Below are 21,127 nucleotides of genomic sequence, written 5' to 3' on the forward strand. Positions count from 1 at the left end.
GTGGGAGCGAGCTTGCTCGCGATAGCGGTGTGACAGTCAATGAAGGTGTTGAATGTCAGTGCGCAATCGCGAGCAAGCTCCCACAGGTTTTTTTGCCGCTCAGACACTGATCATTCCTAGCCACAATCACATCCGCTTGAGGTGCACAATCAGGGCGCCAACGGCAAGAACTTGCTCTGCGCCATGAGCTTGCCGATGTTCCCTCGATGCACATTCACCACCGCGTAAGGGCTATCCGCCTTGGCGAGCAGCGAGTGATAGTCTTCCCGGCGTTGTGCCTTGGTTTTCAGGTGGGCGACGCTGTAGTCGGCTTTCGGCGTATCGATTTTTTCGTAGTGAAAATGCGCGTACCAGAGGGGGAAGCCGTCACGGTTGTTGATGGCATATTCCTGGAGGAGGTCCTTGCGGGCTCCTTTCAACGCTTTGCGCTCACCCAGTCGAGCGACTTGTATCAGGTTCTTTTCGAACAGGTACTGGAGGTTGCCGTCGGTGGGCGGCAGGTGCAGGCTCAATTCGACACGCAGGGCGCTGCCCCTGGACGTCAGTCTGGAAATGGCCTCGGTCAACTGCCTGACCAGCGCTTGATCGGCCGGCGTGCGTGGCGTTTGTGAGGCTGAGAAGGCCCTGTCGAGTTCTTCCGAGATCGAGCGGAAGCGACTCGCCTCATTGTTCATGATCTCCTCGATTTCCTGAGGATGACGACAACGCTTTTTATAGCTTTCAGCGCGGCGAAGACGTTCTTCCAGCTCCTCCAGCAGAGTTCGGGCATCGCCCTTGATCGCGTTGACCGATCGGGTCCTGGGGGCTCGAGCCGGTCGGCGTACGTCGACAACGTCCCAGACGTCGTCGTGACGCGAATAGGTGGCCAGCACCTGATCGTCGACTTGGGAGCGCAACTCGACGACTTCAATTGGCAAGGAGGTGCCGGCAGGTTTCAGGTCACCAATCAGAGCGCCACTCTTTCGGGTTTTGATCACCTTTTTCTGAGGGCTTCCGGAAGGTGCTTTGGGGCGTTTGGGCGCGCGCTTGCGCGGTGTCGGTTCGGGTTTGACTTCTGCCGCCAGTTTGCCGGACGCATCCTGGTACAGGCTGTCAAGCAGCGTGGTCAGCTTCTCGAAATAGGCGTCGTTGATATCGTCGGCATAAAGGGTTTTCGTGCCCTGCAAGGCGTCGAGGGCTTCGCCATAATGCTCGGTCAGGCTGGTCAGTACCTCAAGCTGCTCAGAGGCGCTCAGGTCATACAGTTGCAGGTCGGCGTGGGAGCGTACTTGCTCGGCCAATGGCTTGACGATGCGATACAGGCTATCGGGCAAGTCGGTTTCGGGGTGTTTGATGGCCAGTATCGGCAGGGCGGTCAACTGCAGGGCCTTGGTGCCTATGACATTCCTTTCATTCTGCGGACGGCCGCGGGTCAGGCGGTCGAACGCTTGGGCCCCCACCGAATCCAGGTTCAATAGCTTCTCCAGGTACTCATCCTTGAGTTGCAGCCAATGGATGGCGCGATCATTGATGTCGCTCATGGCTTCGAGGAACTCCACGTAGCGCTGCATGTCGCGAGCCACGTCTTCTTCCACAAACGCTCCGAAAAACTGCGGGTGAGCGGTATTGAGGGCCCGTTGATCCATTTCCACCATCAGGAAGGCCTTGCGGGCATTGTTGACGACATTCTCCATCAGCCCGCGGACGCTTGCAGAAGGCAAGCCAATGCCCAGCCTTGCGCGCTCGGGCGCACTGTCCAGCAGTTTCAAATAGATGTCGGTCTGCTCGTTGAGCAGGTCATAAAACACCTTTCGTTTGGGTGCGCGCTGCTCCTCGGTATAAGCGCTTGCTTCTTCGAGCCTCGTCATCACTTGCTGGGCGATGTCCAGGGCTTTTCCCCGCCCGGACTCCTGGGAGAGGTAATCCGTTAACTCACCGGTCAAATCGGCGGCTCTTTGGGCATTGAGACGACGCTGGTCCGCCACGCGTTTGGGGGGAGAGCCTCCCAGCAGGCGTAAACGCAGGTCCATAGACCAGTTACCGTCAATGTCTGATTGCAGCGCAGGACCCGTTCGTGCGGGGTCGAGCGGATCGACAATCGTGGTGCTGCCGTCCGGATCCGGGCTGACCTGATACAGGCTGTCTTGCATGAATACGTGCCATTTGTTGCCGATCACGTACAAGCCCTTGAAAGGACCATATTGAATCGGCTCAGGCAGTGACGCAGGGTGCAGTACCTGCATGCGCCTTATGCGGGTGCGTTGCTCCGGCGTCAAATTGAAACGGGGAGTGGAGTACCTGAGATCGAGGGTCCTGCTGGCGACTTCGGATTGTTCGCCGGGCAAGGCAACGGACCCTTCCAAGATTCTCGGCGAGGCGGGTGCGGGCCACTGCTGCTCGACAACACGCGGTGCGGGGGAGCGCATCGCTTGTTCCTTGACCGATTTGGGCACGGATGCACGAGAGGGCGCACGGGCGGAGGGAAATTGGCTCATCAGCATGGCAAGGTTGACCAGCAAGTCGACGGCGGCGAGTTCCCGTGTCGTCGGATCTTCACTGCTCAGGGCCGGGATATTATGACTGGCGCTGGCCATCAGGCTCCATAGCCAGGCGACGGACATGGCCGGGCCACGCAGCAACGGAAACAGCAGCGTATTGAACAGCAGGCTGCCGCCCTGGAGAAACACCGCCCAGCGGCTTTCGCTGTTGGAAACTGAATGACGGTCGGCCTGGGTGACCAGCGCTTGGGCGTTGCAGCCATAGAGGTACTGCATCAGTTCGCCTTTGTGCAGGTATTGCAGCAGTTCGTCGTTGGCGCCATGGGTGGCGAGTGTCGCCGGAGCGGGTTTTTCGGGACGATTGAATTCGTCACCCTGGAAAAAACGCACAATGTGTGGCTCCGCGAAACCACCATTGGCATACACCGGGCGTGCGCTGTCGGACATCCAGGTCAGGATGCTGTTTTGCAAATCCCCTTTGGCGGCGACGGCCTGCAACAGGGCCTGGCGCGTCGGGAACGCCAGCAGCGAGGGTGCGTACAGGGGGCGGTACAAAAGGTGTGGACCCGTTTCGATGTCCTGTGCCTCGACGATGAACATGTTGGTCACGATGTCGGGCCGGGCCTGGGGCTTGCGCAGGAAGGCCAGGTATCGAATGACCACGGGGCGGCCGTCAACCTGCCGACCAGCCGCGTCGGGTTGCAGCAGGGCCTCAATGAGACGCAACCCTTGGCGGGTCATGCCGTTTTCGTTGTTGAGCGTTTGTTGCAGTGCTTCGAGCGGCAACTGCGCCGGGAGCTGTTCGGCAAACATTCGCTGGTATTCCTGCGCTTGAGGCGAGTCGCTCAACAGTTCCTGTTGCAGATAACGAGGATAGGTCATGCCGATGTCCGCCTGTTCGATCAGCCCGTCCTTGCGGGTAATGAAGTCCGGCGTTAACCAGGCAGGCAACGCCAGACCCAGGCGATGGCTGAGTGTCAGGTGCCCACTGGGGCGTGCAACGAGATTGTCGATGGTCAGCTGAGTCAGGCTCATCGTTCTTTTCTCACTGATGCCGACGGTCCCCGGATACCCCGCGGAGACGGTGAAAACCAGCGCCACATCGTCGGGTTGGAACTGGCTGGGGTGAGCCTTGGCCGGGCTGCTGTCATTGGTTTTGCTCATCAGCGTGAGTAAAGCGTCAGCCGTAAAAGTCTTGAGGTCACTGAGGGAGGTTCGCCCTTGATCGCGTTTTTTGGCACTGGCCAGGGCCAGACTGTAGCGCTGGAACCTTGTTTGATCGGCCAGGGACGCCTGTTTCAACCATTCGGGCAGTAGCGGCTCGAGTCGTGTCGATGTTTCGGGCGTGAGGCGTGGCGCGTCGCGCAGATAGCGGACCGGGTCGCTTAACTCGTTGTAGAGCGTCTTGAGGTCTTGCAGGCCAATCCGGGAGGGCAATTGCACCGCCTTCAGGTCGGCCAATTGCTGCTCCAATATCAGGGCGGCCTGGGTGTCGAAGGCATTACCGCCGATCTCGTAGCGTTGGCAGGTGACGGTGTCGACAATGTAGCGGCTGGCGATCCGTTCGCCCCAATGGCGATTGAAGGCGTCCATCGATGCGAAGGACTGCACGGCGCTGCCGGGGCTGCAAAGCAGAATGATGAGCCCGTAGCGTGTGTAATGAAGCAGGAGGATCTCGTTGCTGGGCAGTACGGTGCTGGAGGCGCCCTGGGTGAGGGTACTTTCCAGGCTGTAGGCATAGACGGGGGGCGTATTGCGGCTGAAGCGTTGCTCACGGTCCGGCCAGCGGACGATCTGGTCCAGGGTCTCGCGTGCTGGTTCCGTGAGGCCTGGCTGTTGCAGCCCACGGATATGCAGCAGGTTTTTGAGGGTGTCGCTGAGCCATTGCCAGCGGCTGGTGCGGATATCGGTGTCGGTTTGGGCGTGGGTGCTGATGTCGGTGTTCCAATAGCGGGTCAGTGCATCCTCCAGCCCGATCGGTAGGGTCCAGGGCAGTTCAAGCAACAGCTTTTTGATGACCTGCATGTCCAACTTTTCATCGCCTGACCAAAGGCGGTGTGGAACCGAGTCGGAAAGATAACAGTCAAGACTGCCCCGTGAACCGAAATCCACGGGTGTGTTGAGGGCTAGGTAGTCGAGCACAAGGGGCATGAAGGGTTGGAAGTTCCAGGCGCGAACGGCTGCATTCGGTGTTGCCAATTGGGTCTTGGAGAGGTCGATGGTCAGCGAGGGGTATTTTGCCGTGATGGCTTGTTCAAGCATTTGTTGCACGACCTGCTCGAAGGTCGGGCGGCTGGCAAATTGCTGGCTGATGTTTTGTGCCAACTCGGAGGGGCTGTCGGCCGGTGTGGGCGAGGTCATAAGAAGTCCTTTTCCTGAGCTCATGGCCGTCGGGATGACGGCGAGAGTCAAGTGTCGGGATTCCCTTGCTCTGCGGGCGGTATATAGATACCACCCGTTGGGCCTGCGTTATGTCAGGCCTGGTCGGGATCGCTGCCCAGTACCACGTTCAGCGCGCTGCGGGCATCGTCCAGTTGAACCAGCGTGGCATGGCGGGCGCCGAGGGCGTCGCGGTTCTCGATGGCGGTGAGGATTGCCTTGTGCCGTGGCATCGCCAGCTCATGCAGGTTGGGCCGTCGGTTGGAGTGTTTGAGGGCTTCGGCGATGGCCACTGACAACATGTTGCAGAGGTTGGCGAGCAGGTCGTTGTGGGTCGCATCGGCGATGCGGCTGTGGAAGTCCAGGTCCGGTTGCAGCATGGCCTCGGGGGTCGGGGCTGCCTCCATGCGCTGGTAGGCCTGACGGATGGCGGCGATGTCGGCCTTGTCGGCAAACTGGGCGGCGAGGGCGGCAGCGGCCGGTTCGATGATGCTGCGCACGCTGGTCAGCAGGTTGAAGAATTCATTCTGCGGGCTGCTCTGCATCAGCCAATGCAGCACATCGGGGTCGAGCATGTGCCATTCCCGCCGGGCCTTGACCACCGTACCCACGCGCGGGCGCGAATACACCAGGCCCTTGGCGACCAGTACCCGCGTGGCTTCGCGCAGCACCGGGCGGCTGACCGCGTACTCTTCGCACAACAAGGCTTCGGCGGGCAGTTTATCGTCGGGTTTGAAACGCCCGGAAACGATCTGAATGCCCAGTTCCTGGACGATGCGCGCGTGCATGCTTTTGCGGTCTGAGGGTTTACGGTAGTCCATGGGACGTGGCGCGATCCTGTGCGAGGGGAGTGTTGCGCATGATAGCAGGCGCGGCGGATATTCATTAGGCCAAACCCTTGGGCCTGGTGATCTTTGTGGCGAGGGAGCGCTTACTCCCGCTGGACATGTGTAGGGGCTGCCGAAGGCTGCGATCTTTTTGATCCTTTTGATCTTTCGCTTGAGATTCAAGTGTTTGGGGGAAGATCGCAGCCTCGTTGCACTCGACAGCTCCTACACGGCTCTTACACAGTACTTTCTTAGGGGTTAATGGGAGTGGCGTGGCACCTCGGCGCCACGGCAACCGACCAGGAAGTCGAAGTCACAGCCCTGGTCCGCTTGCAGCACATGGTCGATGTACAACTGGCGATAACCACCCACCAGCAGTTGTTGCGGTGGTGCGAGGTCGGCCAGGCGCGCCGCGAGTTCGGCGTCGGGGATGTCCAGGTGCAGGCGGCCGCTGGCGCAGTCCAGTTCGATCCAGTCACCTTCCTTCACGGCTGCCAGCGGCCCGCCGGCCGCGGCTTCGGGCGCCACGTGCAGCACCACGGTGCCGTAGGCGGTGCCGCTCATGCGCGCATCGGAGATACGCACCATGTCGGTCACCCCCTGGGCCAGCAATTTCGCCGGCAAGCCCATGTTGCCCACTTCGGCCATGCCTGGGTAACCCTTGGGTCCGCAGTTCTTCATCACCAGGATCGAGCCGGCATCGACATCCAGTTCCGGATCATTGATCCGCGCCTTGTACTCGTCGAAGTTCTCGAACACCACCGCGCGACCGCGATGCTGCATCAGCTCAGGCGTGGCGGCGGAGGGTTTGAGCACCGCGCCGAGGGGGGCCAGGTTACCGCGCAACACGCAGATACCGCCGTCGGCGCGGATTGGGTTGTCCAGGGTGCGAATGACTTCGTCCTGGCCGTAGATCGGTGCGTCCTTGGTGTTCTCGCCGAGGCTCTTGCCGTTGACGGTCAAAGCGTTCGGATGGGGAATCAGGTTGGCTTCGCCGAGGCGACGCAGCACGGCGGGTAGACCGCCGGCGTAGTAGAACTCTTCCATCAGGAAGCGCCCGGACGGCTGGAGGTCGACGATAGTCGGCATGCCGCGGCCCATGCGGGTCCAGTCGTCCAGGTCCAGTTGCACGCCGATGCGACCGGCAATCGCCTTGAGGTGGATCACCGCGTTGGTCGAGCCGCCGATGGCCGCATTGACACGGATGGCGTTTTCGAAAGCTTCCTTGGTCAGGATCTTCGACAGTTTCAGGTCTTCACGAACCATTTCCACGGCGCGCATGCCGGACATGTGGGCCAGCACATAGCGCCGTGCGTCCACGGCCGGAATGGCCGCGTTGTGCGGCAGGGAGGTACCGAGGGCTTCGGCCATGCAGGCCATGGTCGAGGCAGTGCCCATGGTGTTGCAGGTGCCGGCTGAGCGGGACATGCCGCCCTCAGCCGCGAGGAAATCGTCAAGGGTGATGGTGCCGGCCTTGACCTGTTCGCTCAATTGCCAGACCACGGTACCCGAGCCGATGTCCTGACCTTTGTGCTTGCCGTTGAGCATCGGCCCGCCAGTAACGACGATGGCCGGTACGTCACAACTGGCGGCGCCCATCAGCAGGGCGGGGGTGGTCTTGTCGCAACCGGTGAGCAGCACCACGCCGTCAATCGGGTTACCGCGAATCGCCTCTTCCACGTCCATGCTCGCCAGGTTGCGGGTCAGCATGGCGGTGGGGCGCAGGTTCGATTCGCCGTTGGAGAACACCGGGAATTCCACCGGGAAGCCCCCTGCCTCGATCACGCCGCGCTTGACGTGTTCGGCGATCTGCCGGAAGTGCGCGTTGCACGGCGTCAGCTCCGACCAGGTGTTGCAGATGCCGATGATCGGCTTGCCATGGAACTGATGGTCGGCGATGCCCTGATTTTTCATCCAGCTGCGGTACATGAAGCCATTTTTGTCGGCGGTGCCAAACCATTGGGCCGAGCGCAGGGAGGGTTTCTTGTCAGACATGATCAATGCTCTTATTGTATGACTATATTGTTCTAGATTAAGCGTAACATAAGCGCAATTTGCACGGTTTGGAAGTATTGTTGAGTAAATAGTATTACTATATAGTCCGACTCAAATGGAGGGATTGTCCTGGCGGTCATTCGCGAGAGAAATCCCCCGAGGTTCCATAACAACAACAATCGGAGACCGGTCCCATGAGCCAGGAATTGCGGCTTATACGTCGCATCACGCTGAAACTGATTCCCTTCCTGATCCTGCTGTACCTGATTGCCTATGTGGACCGCTCTGCGGTGGGCTTTGCCAAGTTGCACATGGGGGCCGACCTCGGTATTGGCGACGCCGCCTACGGCCTGGGTGCGGGGCTGTTTTTCATCGGTTATTTCCTGCTGGAGATTCCCAGCAACCTGATGCTGGAACACTTTGGTGCCCGGCGCTGGTTCGCCCGGATCATGATCACCTGGGGCGCGATCACTATCGGCATGGCCTTCGTGCAAGGGCCACACAGCTTCTATGTGATGCGCTTTTTGCTGGGCGCGGCCGAAGCCGGGTTCTTCCCTGGCGTGCTGTACTACATCACCCAGTGGTTCCCGGTTCGCCATCGCGGCAAGATCCTGGGCCTGTTCATTCTGTCCCAACCCATCGCGATGATGATCACCGGCCCCGTGTCCGGCGGCTTGCTGGGCATGGACGGCATCCTTGGCCTGCACGGCTGGCAGTGGCTGTTCATTGTCATCGGCCTGCCGGCGGTGCTGCTGACCTGGCCGGTACTGCGCTACCTGCCGGATGGCCCGCAACAAGTGAAATGGATGGACCAGGCTGAGAAGGACTGGCTGACCGGTGAGCTGAAAAAAGACCTGGAGGAATACGGTCAGACCCGCCACGGCAACCCGCTGCATGCCCTGAAGGACAAGCGTGTCTTGTTGCTGGCGCTGTTCTACCTGCCGGTGACCTTGAGCATCTACGGCCTCGGTCTCTGGTTGCCGACGCTGATCAAGCAGTTCGGCGGCAGCGACCTGGTGACCGGCTTCGTGTCGTCGGTGCCGTACATCTTCGGCATCATCGGTTTGCTGATCATTCCCCGCAGCTCCGACCGTTTGAATGACCGTTACGGTCACTTGGCTGTGTTGTACGTGCTGGGCGCCATCGGCCTGTTCCTCAGCGCCTGGTTGTCGGTGCCGGTGCTGCAATTGGCGGCGTTGTGCCTGGTGGCGTTCGCGCTGTTCTCCTGCACGGCGGTGTTCTGGACCTTGCCGGGGCGGTTCTTTGCCGGCGCCAGTGCGGCGGCGGGCATTGCGCTGATCAACTCGGTGGGCAACCTGGGCGGCTACATTGGCCCGTTCGTGATCGGTACGCTGAAGGAGTACACCGGCAACCTGGCCTCGGGGCTGTATTTCCTGTCCTGTGTGATGGTGTTCGGCCTGGCGTTGACCGGTGTGGTCTATCGCCTGCTGGAGCGCAAGCATGTGCTGCCAGCGGACCCGTTCGCCGCCAGCGCCCGGGGGGCGACGCGTACCTGAACTTATTGCAATTGTGGAAGAGCGCTTTTGTGGCGAGGGAGCTTGCTCGCGCTCGACTGCGTGTAGGCGCTGTCGAGTGCAACGAGGCTGCGATCTTGTTCCAGACAATTGAGTCCTGAGCGAAAGATCAAAAGATCGTCCGAACGCGGCCCGAGCCTTCGGCAGCTCCTACACAACAAAAGCCTGCTACGCCTATTCAAGTTTTGTTTACAGGGAGAAAACCCATGCGTTTAGTTCAGTTCGAATTGCCAAACGGCGAACGCCGTGTCGGTGTGGTCGAGGGCGATCAGGTGCGCGAAGTGCAGGGCGCGCGTACCGTGCGCGACTTGGCGCTGGCGGCTATCGAAGCGGGCGTGAAGCTTGAGCAGCAGGTCAACGGCCTGGGCCTGGGGGCGAACCATGATTACGCCCGGTTGCTCAGTGACCTGCGCATCCTGGCGCCACTGGACCACCCGGACCCGGCGCACCTGCTGGTCAGCGGCACTGGCCTGACCCACCTGGGCAGCGCCTCGGCCCGGGACAAGATGCACCAGCAGGCCGGCGACGAAGCGGCCATGACCGACACCATGCGCATCTTCAAGTGGGGCGTGGAGGGCGGCAAGCCCCAGGCCGGGCAGGCCGGTGTGCAACCGGAATGGTTCTACAAGGGCGACGGCAGCATCGTGGTCCGCCCGGGCCATCCGTTCCCGCTGCCGCCCTTTGCCGAAGACGCCGGCGAAGAACCGGAAATCAGCGGCCTGTATGTCATCGGCCACGACGGCAAGCCGTATCGCCTGGGCTTTGCCGTGGGCAACGAGTTTTCCGACCACGTGATGGAGCGCAAGAACTACCTGTACCTGGCCCATTCGAAATTGCGCAGTTGCAGTTTTGGCCCGGAACTTCGCGTGGGTGAACTGCCTCAACATTTGTCCGGGACCAGTCGTATCTTGCGCAACGGCGAAGTGCTGTGGCAGAACGAGTTCCTCAGCGGCGAGGCGAACATGTGCCACAGCCTCGAAAACCTGGAATTCCACCATTTCAAGTACAGTCAGTTCCTGCGTCCGGGGGACGTCCACGTTCACTTCTTCGGCACCGCGACCCTGTCGTTTGCCGATGGCATCCGCACGCAACCGGGGGATGTGTTCGAAGTCAGCCAAGCTGAATTCGGCGCGCCGCTGGTCAACGGCATTGCCCCTGCGGACGCGGTGTTCAACCCGGGTACTATCGGCACACTTTAAAGGAGACTTGCGATGAACCAGATCCTTGGCCACAACTACATCGGCGGGGCGCGCAGCGCAGCCGGCCAGACTCGCTTGCAGAGCGTCGACGCCAGCACCGGCGAGGCCTTGCCCCATGAATTCGTCCAGGCCACGGCAGAAGAAGTCGACACCGCCGCCAAGGCTGCCGCAGCGGCTTACCCGGCCTACCGCAGCCTGAGTGCCGTGCGCCGGGCCGAGTTCCTCGAGGCCATTGCCGATGAGCTGGACGCGTTGGGTGATGCGTTCGTGGCCGTGGTCTGCCGTGAAACCGCGTTGCCGGCGGCACGGATCCAGGGCGAGCGCGGTCGTACCAGCGGCCAGATGCGTCTGTTCGCCAAGGTCCTGCGCCGTGGCGATTTCTACGGTGCACGCATCGACCGGGCGTTGCCTGAGCGCACGCCGTTACCCCGTCCGGACCTGCGTCAATACCGCATTGGCCTGGGGCCGGTGGCGGTGTTCGGCGCCAGTAACTTCCCCCTGGCATTTTCCACCGCCGGTGGCGACACGGCTTCAGCCCTGGCGGCCGGTTGCCCGGTGGTGTTCAAGGCCCACAGCGGCCACATGGCGACCGCCGAGCAGGTGGCGGATGCGATCCTCCGTGCGGCGGAAAAGACCGCGATGCCGGCCGGTGTGTTCAACATGATTTACGGCGGTGGCGTTGGCGAATGGCTGGTCAAGCACCCGGCGATCCAGGCCGTGGGCTTCACCGGTTCCCTCAAGGGCGGGCGGGCCCTGTGCGACATGGCGGCCGCGCGGCCGCAACCGATCCCGGTGTTTGCCGAGATGTCGAGCATCAACCCGGTGATCGTGTTGCCGCAAGCGCTGGAAACCCGCTCCGAAAGCGTCGCGCGAGACTTGACCGCCTCGGTGGTACAGGGCTGCGGTCAGTTCTGTACCAATCCGGGTCTGGTGATCGGTATTCGCTCGCCGCAGTTCACTGCCTTCACCCAGCAAGTGGTCGCGCTGATCGGCGACCAGGCGCCCCAGACCATGCTCAACGCCGGTACGCTGCAAAGCTACGGCAAGGGCCTGCAGAAACTGTTGGCGCACCCGGGCATCGAACATTTGGCCGGGCGCGAGCAGCAGGGCAACCAGGCCCGGCCGCAGTTATTCAAGGCTGACGCCAGCCTGCTGATCAACGGTGACGAGGCGCTGCAGGAAGAAGTGTTCGGTCCGACTACGGTGTTTGTCGACGTCGCGGACCCGGCGCAGCTGACTGCCGCGCTGAACGGCCTGCACGGGCAACTGACCGCGACGATGATCGGCGAACCGGCGGATTTCGAGCGTTTCAGCGAACTGACGCCGTTGCTGGAGCAGAAGGTTGGCCGCATCTTGCTCAACGGTTATCCGACCGGGGTGGAAGTGTGTGATTCGATGGTGCACGGCGGACCTTACCCGGCGACGTCCGATGCCCGCGGTACGTCAGTGGGCACCCTGGCGATCGATCGCTTCCTGCGCCCGATCTGCTTCCAGAACTATCCTGACAGCCTGTTGCCCGAACCGCTGAAGAACGCCAACCCGTTGGGGATCCTGCGGTTGGTGGATGGGGTGCCGGGGCGCGAGGCGCTCTGACGATCTTGATGAGGCCGTTACATTCAAGTTGAATGTGCCGGCCTCATCGCGATGGCGATAGCTCAGTCAAACTCGCTGCTGAAGTCATGGCCCAAGGCCCACGCCCACATTGGGTTATCATGACGACTTTCCCAATGAACGACTGATCGCCATGACTGCCGTAACCGACACCCTGCTGCACGCCCTCGAATCCAGCGACATGCTGATTATCGATGGGCTGCACGCGTTCGATTTCTCCCTCGACGAGCAGGACCAGTTGCACGTCGAGTGCATGAACGGTCGCACCCTTGAGCACTGGCGTTTCACGCCGGCGCAGATGCAGGCCGCGACCTTCGATAAAACCCTGAACCACTGGATCATCACCAGCGATTCAGGCGATCACCACTTGGAGTGCGTGGAAGCCACCAGCGGCCACGACGATGAGGATGATGAACATGAAGATGCGTAGTCTGTGGCCGTTGTTGATGGCCGGCAGCCTGGGCGCCATGGGCGTCCAGGCAGGTACCGATGAACGTCATCAGCTGCTGGTGGGCTCCTACACCGCTGGCCAGAGCCAAGGCATCTACCGGATGCAATTCGACAGTCGTACCGGCCAGCTCGATGCCAACCCGTTGCAAGTGATCAAGACAGACAACCCGTCGTGGCTGACCCTTTCCAAGGACATGACCCGGCTGTTCGTGGTCAACGAAAACGGGCCGGGCCAAAAAGACCCGGTGGGCAAGGTCAGTAGCTACGCCATTGACCCGAAGACCCATGAATTGAGCCTGATCAACCGGGTGCAGTCCCTGGGTAATGAGCCGACCCACTCCAGCCTTAGCCACGATGGCCAGCATTTGTTGGTCAGTAATTATTCTGTCCTGGAAAACCCGGGTGGCACCTTGGTGGTGCTGCCAGTGGAATCGAACGGCAAGCTGGCTCCGGTTGTGCAGTCGGGCAGTCACCAGCCCAGTCGGGTCAATCCCGAGCGGCAGAAATCGGCTCATGTGCATTCCGCGGTGCCGTCACCGGACGGCAAATACGTGTTCGCCAATGACCTGGGGGCGGACAAGGTGTTTGTCTACCGCTACGACCCCAAGGCCAACCCCGAACTGCCGCTGACGCCTGCCGATCCGCCATTCGTGCAACTGCCGCCGGGCAGCGGGCCGCGCCATCTGTTGTTCAGTGGCGACGGCAAGCATGCCTGGTTGACGATGGAGATGACCGCTCAGGTCGCGGTATTCGATTACCAGGACGGCCGCCTGACGCAGCGCCAGTTGGTCGATCTGGCCGACGGCAAACCCCAGCCGGGTAAAGCGGCGGCTGCGCTGCATGCTTCCAGGGATGGCAAGTTCCTCTACGTCAGCAACCGTGGCACCACCAACGAAGTGCTGGTGTTCGCCATCGACCCGGCCGCTGGCACGCTCAAAGAGCTGCAGCGGCGCTCGGTCGAAGGCGATCATCCACGGGAATTCAGCCTCGACCCGAGCGGGAAATTCCTGCTGATTGCCAACCAGAAGAGCAACCAGATCGTGGTACTAGAGCGCGATCCGAAGACCGGCCTGCTGGGTAAGACCGTGCAGAAGATGCCGATGGAGGCGCCGAGCGACTTGAAGTTCATGGTCTCTCAATAAAGCGCGGGCCCCGTTTTTTGGGGCCTGCGCCGTTGTATCAACGGGACTGATATTCGCAAGTGATGCAAAGCATTTCAACGCAGGACGCCTCGGCGCGTAAGTTTGCTTCACGGCCCCACCGGGCAAGTCAGCCAACTGAATCCGAGGTCTACCGCCATGAACCTGAATCTCTTCTCCGTGATCGCCGCTTCCGCCATCTCCGCCACGGTGGCATTGCCAGCCAGTGCCAGCATCGAGATCAGCGACAAGAAAAGCCGCACCCAGAGCTACACCGAGAAATACCTGCAACAAAGCGCCAACTTCTATGCAGCGCTGGACCACAAGACCCAACACTGAACGATCGCGCAACGACTGAAGCCTGCGATCTTTTCATCTTCACTGAACATCAGGTGAAAGAGAAAAGATCGCAGGCTTCGTCGTTTCCAGAGAAATTCCGCTGTAATGTCACTTGGCCATGTGTTTAAATTTGACGCTGACAATTTGACTCCTTTGCCGATAAGGATCGACACCATGGCGATGCGTCTGGCAGTGATGCTGCTGTTTCTCTATTCCACCCCGATTGTCTCCGCGGCCCAGCCGGATTCCGGCGAGTTGGAAGTGGCGCGTGAGCGATTGTTGAGCTTGCTGAGTGACTGATCGGCTCAGGCCAGTTATTGATATTTTGTGGGAGCAAGGCTTGCCCGCGATGAAGGTGATGCGGTCCTTCAGAAATCGAGTCGCCTGTATCGCGGGCAAGCCTTGCTCCCACAGAAATCCCCTCGCCACAGGGGTGGGTGCAAATGGTTACTTGGCCATGATCGCCACGAACAGCTCGCCATCCAGAAACCTCTGCAACCAGTCCTGTAGCCGAGGGTAGGGCGCCTGGGCAAACCAGTCGCGATCAACGTGGGCGAACTGGCGTATGAAGGGCATCACTGCCACGTCGGCCAGGCTCGGGTGATTCGCCGCCAGGAACGGCCGGGTTTCAAGCAGGGCCTCCAGCCTGCGCAGAAAGTCTTCACCCTCGCTACGGCAATGTTCCTTCGGGTACTCGGGATGGCGCTCGGGGTATTTGTAGCGATTCAAGTGCAGCTTGAACACCTGGTCGTTTTCCTCGATCAACGCCGCCGTCAGCGCCTGGCCTTCGGGGTCGTCCCGTAGCCTCCAGTCTTGCGGATCGTGCCGGGCCAAGGCCCAGCGCATGATCTCCAGGCTTTCATCGATCACCCGGCCATCGACCTGCAGCACCGGCACCGTGCCTTTGCTGGAGAGTGCGAGCATCTCGGTTGGCTTGGCCTTCAGGCTGACCTCGACAATGTCCAACTCGACCGCGCTGTAGCGCAAGGCCATGCGCGCCCGCATCGCGTAGGGGCAGCGGCGAAAGGAATAGAGTGTGGCGCGGTTCATTTCACCTCCACGGTGCTCAACCCATTGCCCTGGCGTCGGACCTGGATCTGCACCGGAATCCGCTCGTGCATTTCCTGCACGTGGGAAATCACCGCGACCTTGCGGCCCTGGGCCTGTAAGCCGTCGAGGGCGTCCATCGCCAGTTGCAGCGATTCGGGGTCGAGGCTGCCGAAGCCTTCGTCGATGAACAGCGATTCAATCTTCAGTGTGCTGGACGCCATCGAGGCCAGGCCCAATGCCAAGGCGAGGGAGACCAGGAAGGTTTCGCCGCCGGACAACGAATGCACCGAGCGCAGTTCATCGCCCATTTCAGTGTCCATCACCAGCAGCCCGAGCATGCTGCCGCCGCGCTTGAGCCGGTAGCGGCGTACCAGTTGCCGCAGTTGGGCATTGGCGTGGTGCACCAGCAAGTCGAGGTTGTAGGCCTGGGCCAGCTTGCGGAAGCGGTCGCCGGTGGCCGAACCGATCAGGGCATCGAGGCGTGCCCAGCGCTGGTATTCGACATAGGCCTGTTCGATCTGCTGGGCCAGGGCCTGGTTGGCGTTCTGCCGGCGCTGGTCCTCGGCCTGTTCGGCGCGCAGTTCGGCGCAGTGCTGTTCGCTGGCGGCGAATTGGCCTTGCAGTTCGGTGAGGGCTTGGGCGAGTTGCTCGGGCGCCAGGTTGCCGTTGTGTTGGGCCTGATGGTTTTGCAGGCGCTGCTCGCGCTCGGTGAGCAGGACGCGGGCCTGCTCAATGGCTTTTTCGCTGTTGAGCAAGCGCTGGCGCAACGGGCTGATGTGGTGGTCGTCCAGGCCGAGCAGGGCCTCGAGGGCGGCATCGTCCAGTTCCGGATGGGTGGTGCGCCATTGCGCGATTCCGGCGGCCAGCGCCTGGCGTTCGTGGTCCAGGGATTGCGCCTGTTCCTGACGGGCCTTGAGTTCGGCGGCCAGTTGCACCAGGTCGTTGCGCAATTGCTGCAACTGCTGATTGGCCGTCGCCTCGGCATCCCGCGTCTGTTCCAGGCGTTGGTCGAGTTGTTGCTGCCACTGTTCGGCGCTGGTGTGCTCGCCGAGCAGTTGCGTGAGTTTCTCTTGGCAGGCCTGTTGTTGCTCGCTCAGGGCGCTGAATTGCAGGCGGGCCGCTTCCAGTTGCTGGAGGCGGGTCTGCTGGCGGTCCTGCTCTTTCTCCAGGGTCTGCTGGCGCTGGAGCTGTTCGCCCAGTTCGTCGCGTTGCTGCTCCAGTTGCTCCAGGCGCTGGGCGATCTGCTGATCCAGTTGCAGGAAGGTTGCGGCGGGCTCGCTGCGCAAGGCCTGTAGGGTGTCAGCGGGTAGCAGGGTGCTGAAGTGGCTCAGCTCCTCGTCCAGGCGCTGACGGTCGCGGGACAGTTCCTGCTGCTGGTTGCCCAGGTGCTGTGACGCCTGTTGGCTGGCTGCCTCGGCTTCACGTAGCCGCTGTGCCATGCGCGCGGCGTCTTGCTGCAGGGTCAGTAGGGCGGTTTGCCGCTGTTCGTCCTGGCTGATACGCAGGGTCAGCTGACTGTTCTGTTGGGCCAGCCAGGCGTCGCGCTTGTTCGAGTCCTGGGCCAGCAGTTGCGCTGACAGCGGGTGGCCTTCAAGGCTGGGCGTCAGGCTCTGTTGCTGGCCGGTGAGTTGTTCCTGCTGCTGTTTGAATTCTTTGAGCTGGGCGATGACGCCGCTGTATTGTGTGCGCAGGTCGATGACTTTTTCATTGAGCAGCTCGACCGCTTTACGGGCGTTGGCCTCCTCGTTTTCATCGTGCCGTCCCAGGCTTTGCAACAGGGCTTCGGGTTGATGATAAGGATGCTCGACGCTGCCACATACCGGGCAAGGTTGCTGGTCCTGCAATTGCGCGCGCAATTGCTCGACGCTTTCGCTGCGGGCCAGGCGCTGGCGTTCCAGCAGTTCACGGGTGACGGTCAGGGTCTGTTCGGCAATCGTCAGTTCGGCCTTGGCTTCGCCGCCTTCGCGCACCAGCCGGTCACGTTCCTGCAATGCCGCCTGCTGGCGTTGCTCGAGCTCGGCGCCGCGTTTGTCCAATTCTTGCTGGCTGGCCCACAGTCGGGTCAACTCTTCGAACGCCCGCAGTTGCTTGCGGTTGTCTTGCAGCAGGTTGCCGAGCAACTGGATCTGTTCGGCCACCGCTTCCGGCTCGGCACCCGCTTCTTTATAGAGGACTTCGAGGTCTTGCCGGCGGGTGGTCAGGTCCTCGGCGGCGCGCGCGGCGCTGTGCTCCAACGTGGCGAGTTCGGCCTGACCTTTGTTCAGACGATTGCCGATCAGCATCAACTGCTGAAGTCGATCGCGGTAGGCGTTCCAGGCGTCGCTCAGCGGCGCAAGGTGGGTACTTTGTTCAAGCTCGCCAGCGATGCGCTGCAAACGCTCGGCTACCTGCTTTTGCTGTTCGAGCAAAGTGTCGATCGTGCGCTGGCCTTCGGCACAGGCCTGTTGTGCCTGTTCCTGGCGTTCGGCAGCGAAGCGCGTGTCCTGGGCCAGACGGGCGAGGGCGCTCTGCTCGTCGAAGGCCTGACGCAGTAACGGCGCGCTGTCGGTGCTTTGCTGCCGGGCGGCGGTCAGCGCCAGTTGCGCTTCGCCGACGCCCTTTTCCAGCTCGGCCTGTTGTGCATGCAGGTCGATCTGCTGCTGGGTGAGTTGCTGGATCTGCACCGCCAAAGGCTCAAGCTGTCGGTGCAGTTCCGTCTGGCGAATGAACTGATGCCGCTGGGGGGCCAGTTGTTCCAGGCGAGTCAGTTTCAGGCGTTCGTCAGCCAGTGCGTTCCAATCGGTCTGGGCCTGTTGCAGTTGCTCGGCAGCGCCGCTCTGTTCGTCCTGCAACTGGCGCAGGTCCTTGAGCCAGGTGTGTTGCTGTTCCAACTGCTTGAGTTGGGTCTGCTGGGCCTTGAGTTGTTGCTGGGCGTCGTTGAAACGCTGGTCCAGCTCGGCCCGGGCCTCGGGGGCCAGCGGCGTGACACCGGTGGCCTGGTCCTGCAACTGCCGGTGGCTGTCCTTGGCTTGCTTGGCCTTGTCGAAGGCCCGGCGACCGAGGCGGGTGTACAGGGCGGTGTCGGTGAGTTTTTCCAACAGTTCGCTGCGATCGTTGTCATCGGCCTTGAGAAACGCGCTGAACTCGCTCTGGGCCAGCAGCACGGCACGGGTGAACTGTTCGAAGTTCAGGCCCAGGGCCGCTTCGAGCTGGGTCTTGTATTCGCCTTTCTGGCTCGCCAGCAGTTGATCGTTGTCCAAATCCCGCAGGCTCTGGCGGCTGGCTTGCAACTTGCCACCGGCTTTTTCCCGGGCACGATTGGCTTCCCAGCGAGCCCGATAGCGGCGTCCGTCGATGCCGCGAAAATCCGCTTCGGCAAAGCCATCGCCCGTGCCACGGCGCAACAGCGTGCGTGGGTCGCCCGTGGCAATGTCGCCATCGACGTCCGGCACCTTGGCGTCGCGTCCGGTGTTGTTGAGGCGCGGCACGGCGCCGAACAGCGCCAGGCACAAGGCGTCGAGCAACGTGCTCTTGCCGGCGCCCGTGGGGCCGGTAATGGCGAACAGGCCGGCGCTGGCCAAGGGTTCGGCGGTGAAATCGATTTCAAACGGCCCGGCCAGGGACGCCAGGTTCTTGAGGCGGATCGCGAGGATCTTCATGGCTGCTCGCTCTCCATCTGCACGTCTTGCAACAGCACGGAAAAGTCCTTGAGGGTCTGTTCGTCCACTTCGTTGCCGTAGGTGTCCTGCCAGGCGCGGCTGAACAACTCCTGGGGGCTGAGTTGATCCAGCTCCACCAGCGCGCTGCCGTCATCGGCACCGCCTTTGCTGCCGTTGCCGGCGTACTCGGCGGCGATCCGCACCAGGCGTACGGCCTTGCCTTGCAGCGCGGTTTCAACCTGGTGACGCAGGTCCGGCTGCGGTTCGTCGAGGCACACCCGCACTTCCAGCCAGGGTTGGCGCTGGACATCGGCCAGCAGGTCGATGTCGGGCAGGTCCTTGAGTTGCACCAGGAGATCGGCCAGGGGCAGCGGGCCCAGGCGTTGCAGGTTGACGGCCCGGGGAATCAGGCGTGGCTCGACCTTGACCAGGGTTTCGCCGTCCAGAGTGATGTCGAGAATTTGATGCTGATAACCGATCTCCGAAAATGACAGCGGGATCGGCGAACCGCTGTAGCGGATACGCTCTTCACCGTTGACCTTCTGCGGCTTGTGCAAATGGCCGAGGGCGACGTAGCTGATGCTCGGGCCGAACAGGCTGGCGGGCAGGGCCTCGGCGTTGCCGATGATCAGGCTGCGTTCGGAATCCTCGGACACCGAACCGCCGGCCATGTGCGCATGACTGATGGCGATCAGCGCCTGGCCTTTCTTGCGCTTGCTGTTGGCCGCGGCGATCAGCCACTCATGCACTTGGCCGATGCCTCGCAGGTAGTCGTCGCCCAGTTGCGCACCGGTGACTTCGGCAGGGCGCAGGAACGGCAGGGCCAGGCACCACGCCTTGACCTTGCCCTTGGCATCGGGCAACGGCAACAACAGGCGTTCGACGTCCAGTTGCCCATCGTCGAGCCACAACACTCGACCCAATGCATGGGTGCGCAGGCGTCGCATCAACGGCGCAGGCAATTCGATACGCGAGCCGGAGTCGTGATTACCGGCGATCATCACGATGGTCAGGTTGGCGTTTTGTTCATGGGCGCTGACGATGAAGTCGTACAGCCGCTCCTGGGCTTTGACCGGCGGGTTGACGGTGTCGAAGATGTCGCCGGCGATCAACAGCACGTCGGGTTTTTCGTGGGCCAGTTGACGCAGCAGCCAGTCGAGGAAACAGGCGTGTTCGAAATCGCGTTCCTGACCGTGCAGGTTTTGCCCCAGGTGCCAGTCGGAGGTGTGAAACAGACGCAAGGTGAGCTCCAGGAAACAGATGATGGCCGCGGTGAAGAGAAGGGCGGCTAAAAGAGGGAGAGTTTACTGGGAAACGGGAGGGAGGACGTGTTCAACTTCGTTGGATCCATGAGCACCGATCCTGTGGCAAGGAGATTTATGTGGGAGCAAGGCTTGCCCGCGATGAAGGCGACTCGATTTCTGAGGGACCGCATCGCCTGCATCGCGGGCAAGCCTTGCAAGGCCGCTTTCCAGTCCCGGATCGGCATTGTCCACTTCTTGCTGATGTTCAGTGCCAGATAAAACAGCTTCGTTGCCGCCTCATCGGTCGGAAAAGATACACGGGTTTTGATCACTTTGCGCAGACTCATGTTGATCGACTCGATCGCATTGGTGGTGTAGATCACCTTACGAATTTCGGCTAACCAACCCCTTGCTCCACAACTCGTCTGACTGATATCCCCGTGTGTTTCGCGGGGATTCACGTAGGGCATCACTAAAACTGTCCCATTGCTCAAGGCGCTCCAATAGCGACATTTTTGCGCCGTGTGGGCCGTTTCCTAAGAAATTGCGCCCTTCCCCTATAGGAAGCGTCCCAAACGTCGCCGAACCCGATGCGAAAAGATGGAACCATCCTTTGAGCTGATTCACGCTGACCACCCTTGAAAAACCAATCCCTGCGCAAAGACGCAGGCACCAAGGGAAGTCATGCCTGCCAACCGTTCTGAAAAACGCAAAGTCGATTTCAATCAAAACAACGCTGACAAGGTTTTGTCCCCGTTACCTCCCCACCTTAGACAAACGGCGGGAAACACTTGGGGAGATCGGCAATATGTCTAACCAACGCCCCATCTTCTTCGACCACAGCCGCCACACCCTGAGCGTCTACAACCTCAAGGCCCACCTCGACGTCCTGGCCTTCGCCGGCGAAGAACACCTGAGCCGCCCCTACCATTACCGCATCGAATTCACCTGCACCGAGCGCGACCTGGCGGCCACCGACCTGCTCAACCAGGGCGCGCATTTCAGCCTGTACCCGCTGCCGCCACCGCCGACACCGAAGGGCTTCAAACCGCCGGTGATCAAGCCGCTGCGCACCTTCCACGGTGCGGTCACCGAGTTCAAGCGCTTGTCCGGCTCCCACGACGAAGCCCGCTACGAAATCACCCTGCAACCGCGTTTCGCGCTGCTGGGCCGGGGCAAACAGTTCCGCATCTACCAGTACCAGTCGGTGCCGGAGATCGTCGAGCACATCCTGCGCACGCGCC

General features: G+C 61.4%; 14 protein-coding genes and 1 pseudogene. 8 read left to right on the forward strand and 7 right to left on the reverse strand.

Going from position 1 to position 21,127, the window contains the following annotated elements:
- Positions 1-149: 149 nt before the first annotated feature.
- From AACY42_RS09615 to AACY42_RS09625, 3 genes are all read right to left on the reverse strand, one after another.
- Positions 150-4,838, reverse strand: coding sequence for a dermonecrotic toxin domain-containing protein (locus AACY42_RS09615; RefSeq protein WP_339478878.1), 4,689 nt, complete (start codon positions 4,836-4,838; stop codon positions 150-152).
- 113 nt (positions 4,839-4,951) lie between these two features.
- Complete coding sequence (locus AACY42_RS09620; protein WP_339478879.1) at positions 4,952-5,677, reverse strand: FadR/GntR family transcriptional regulator; 726 nt, start codon at positions 5,675-5,677, stop codon at positions 4,952-4,954.
- 264 nt (positions 5,678-5,941) lie between these two features.
- Positions 5,942-7,678: an IlvD/Edd family dehydratase gene (locus AACY42_RS09625; RefSeq protein WP_339478880.1), complete on the reverse strand. Its 1,737-nt coding sequence runs from the start codon at positions 7,676-7,678 to the stop codon at positions 5,942-5,944.
- A gap of 194 nt (positions 7,679-7,872) precedes the next feature.
- Between AACY42_RS09625 and AACY42_RS09630 the strand changes: the two genes are divergently transcribed.
- The 7 genes from AACY42_RS09630 to AACY42_RS09660 all read left to right on the forward strand — a co-directional run bounded on the left by AACY42_RS09630 (position 7,873) and on the right by AACY42_RS09660 (position 14,251).
- The gene (locus AACY42_RS09630) at positions 7,873-9,195 is read left to right on the forward strand and encodes an MFS transporter (protein ID WP_339478881.1); all 1,323 of its coding nucleotides are present in this window, start codon (positions 7,873-7,875) and stop codon (positions 9,193-9,195) included.
- A 224-nt stretch (positions 9,196-9,419) separates the two neighbouring features.
- Positions 9,420-10,412, forward strand: a complete 993-nt coding sequence (gene araD1 / locus AACY42_RS09635) for an AraD1 family protein (RefSeq protein ID WP_339478882.1) — start codon at positions 9,420-9,422, stop codon at positions 10,410-10,412.
- 12 nt (positions 10,413-10,424) lie between these two features.
- A complete protein-coding gene (locus tag AACY42_RS09640; protein WP_339478883.1) occupies positions 10,425-12,005 on the forward strand; it encodes an aldehyde dehydrogenase (NADP(+)) in 1,581 nt (526 codons plus the stop codon).
- A gap of 151 nt (positions 12,006-12,156) precedes the next feature.
- Positions 12,157-12,453: a DUF5629 family protein gene (locus AACY42_RS09645; protein WP_339478884.1), complete on the forward strand. Its 297-nt coding sequence runs from the start codon at positions 12,157-12,159 to the stop codon at positions 12,451-12,453.
- A complete protein-coding gene (locus AACY42_RS09650) occupies positions 12,440-13,615 on the forward strand; it encodes a lactonase family protein (RefSeq protein WP_339478885.1) in 1,176 nt (391 codons plus the stop codon). Before AACY42_RS09645 ends, AACY42_RS09650 begins: the two co-directional genes overlap by 14 nt.
- 156 nt (positions 13,616-13,771) lie before the next feature.
- Complete coding sequence (locus AACY42_RS09655) at positions 13,772-13,951, forward strand: hypothetical protein (protein WP_339478886.1); 180 nt, start codon at positions 13,772-13,774, stop codon at positions 13,949-13,951.
- Positions 13,952-14,125: 174 nt separating this feature from the next.
- Positions 14,126-14,251: a hypothetical protein gene (locus AACY42_RS09660; RefSeq protein ID WP_003180680.1), complete on the forward strand. Its 126-nt coding sequence runs from the start codon at positions 14,126-14,128 to the stop codon at positions 14,249-14,251.
- Positions 14,252-14,398: 147 nt separating this feature from the next.
- Here the strand turns inward: AACY42_RS09660 and AACY42_RS09665 are convergent, their stop codons facing one another.
- The 4 genes and pseudogenes from AACY42_RS09665 to AACY42_RS09680 form a co-directional block, all read right to left on the reverse strand.
- A complete protein-coding gene (locus AACY42_RS09665) occupies positions 14,399-15,001 on the reverse strand; it encodes a glutathione S-transferase (RefSeq protein WP_339478888.1) in 603 nt (200 codons plus the stop codon).
- Positions 14,998-18,639 (reverse strand): AAA family ATPase, encoded by a 3,642-nt coding sequence (locus AACY42_RS09670; RefSeq protein WP_339478890.1) that lies wholly within the window; start codon positions 18,637-18,639, stop codon positions 14,998-15,000. Before AACY42_RS09670 ends, AACY42_RS09665 begins: the two co-directional genes overlap by 4 nt.
- Positions 18,636-19,880 (reverse strand): exonuclease SbcCD subunit D C-terminal domain-containing protein, encoded by a 1,245-nt coding sequence (locus AACY42_RS09675; RefSeq protein ID WP_339478892.1) that lies wholly within the window; start codon positions 19,878-19,880, stop codon positions 18,636-18,638. Before AACY42_RS09675 ends, AACY42_RS09670 begins: the two co-directional genes overlap by 4 nt.
- A gap of 218 nt (positions 19,881-20,098) precedes the next feature.
- Positions 20,099-20,278, reverse strand: a pseudogene (locus AACY42_RS09680) (transposase); the annotation flags it as partial.
- 413 nt (positions 20,279-20,691) lie between these two features.
- Here AACY42_RS09680 and AACY42_RS09685 point away from each other — a divergent pair.
- Positions 20,692-21,127: contractile injection system protein, VgrG/Pvc8 family (locus tag AACY42_RS09685; RefSeq protein WP_339478895.1), on the forward strand; the 436-nt coding region annotated here is incomplete at its 3' end.

Origin of the sequence: Pseudomonas sp. RL_5y_Pfl2_73, from assembly GCF_963970515.1 — a bacterium.
Taxonomy (GTDB): domain Bacteria; phylum Pseudomonadota; class Gammaproteobacteria; order Pseudomonadales; family Pseudomonadaceae; genus Aquipseudomonas.

Bases quoted from the DNA above. Each gene is read 5' to 3' on its own strand.
- AACY42_RS09660 (WP_003180680.1), top strand. From the start codon at position 14,126: ATGGCGATGCGTCTGGCAGTGATGCTGCTGTTTCTCTATTCCACCCCG.
- AACY42_RS09630 (WP_339478881.1), top strand. From the start codon at position 7,873: ATGAGCCAGGAATTGCGGCTTATACGTCGCATCACGCTGAAACTGATT.
- araD1 (WP_339478882.1), top strand. From the start codon at position 9,420: ATGCGTTTAGTTCAGTTCGAATTGCCAAACGGCGAACGCCGTGTCGGT.
- AACY42_RS09650 (WP_339478885.1), top strand. From the start codon at position 12,440: ATGAAGATGCGTAGTCTGTGGCCGTTGTTGATGGCCGGCAGCCTGGGC.
- AACY42_RS09645 (WP_339478884.1), top strand. From the start codon at position 12,157: ATGACTGCCGTAACCGACACCCTGCTGCACGCCCTCGAATCCAGCGAC.
- AACY42_RS09670 (WP_339478890.1), bottom strand. From the start codon at position 18,639: ATGAAGATCCTCGCGATCCGCCTCAAGAACCTGGCGTCCCTGGCCGGG.
- AACY42_RS09625 (WP_339478880.1), bottom strand. From the start codon at position 7,678: ATGTCTGACAAGAAACCCTCCCTGCGCTCGGCCCAATGGTTTGGCACC.
- AACY42_RS09620 (WP_339478879.1), bottom strand. From the start codon at position 5,677: ATGGACTACCGTAAACCCTCAGACCGCAAAAGCATGCACGCGCGCATC.
- AACY42_RS09665 (WP_339478888.1), bottom strand. From the start codon at position 15,001: ATGAACCGCGCCACACTCTATTCCTTTCGCCGCTGCCCCTACGCGATG.
- AACY42_RS09615 (WP_339478878.1), bottom strand. From the start codon at position 4,838: ATGACCTCGCCCACACCGGCCGACAGCCCCTCCGAGTTGGCACAAAAC.
- AACY42_RS09655 (WP_339478886.1), top strand. From the start codon at position 13,772: ATGAACCTGAATCTCTTCTCCGTGATCGCCGCTTCCGCCATCTCCGCC.
- AACY42_RS09640 (WP_339478883.1), top strand. From the start codon at position 10,425: ATGAACCAGATCCTTGGCCACAACTACATCGGCGGGGCGCGCAGCGCA.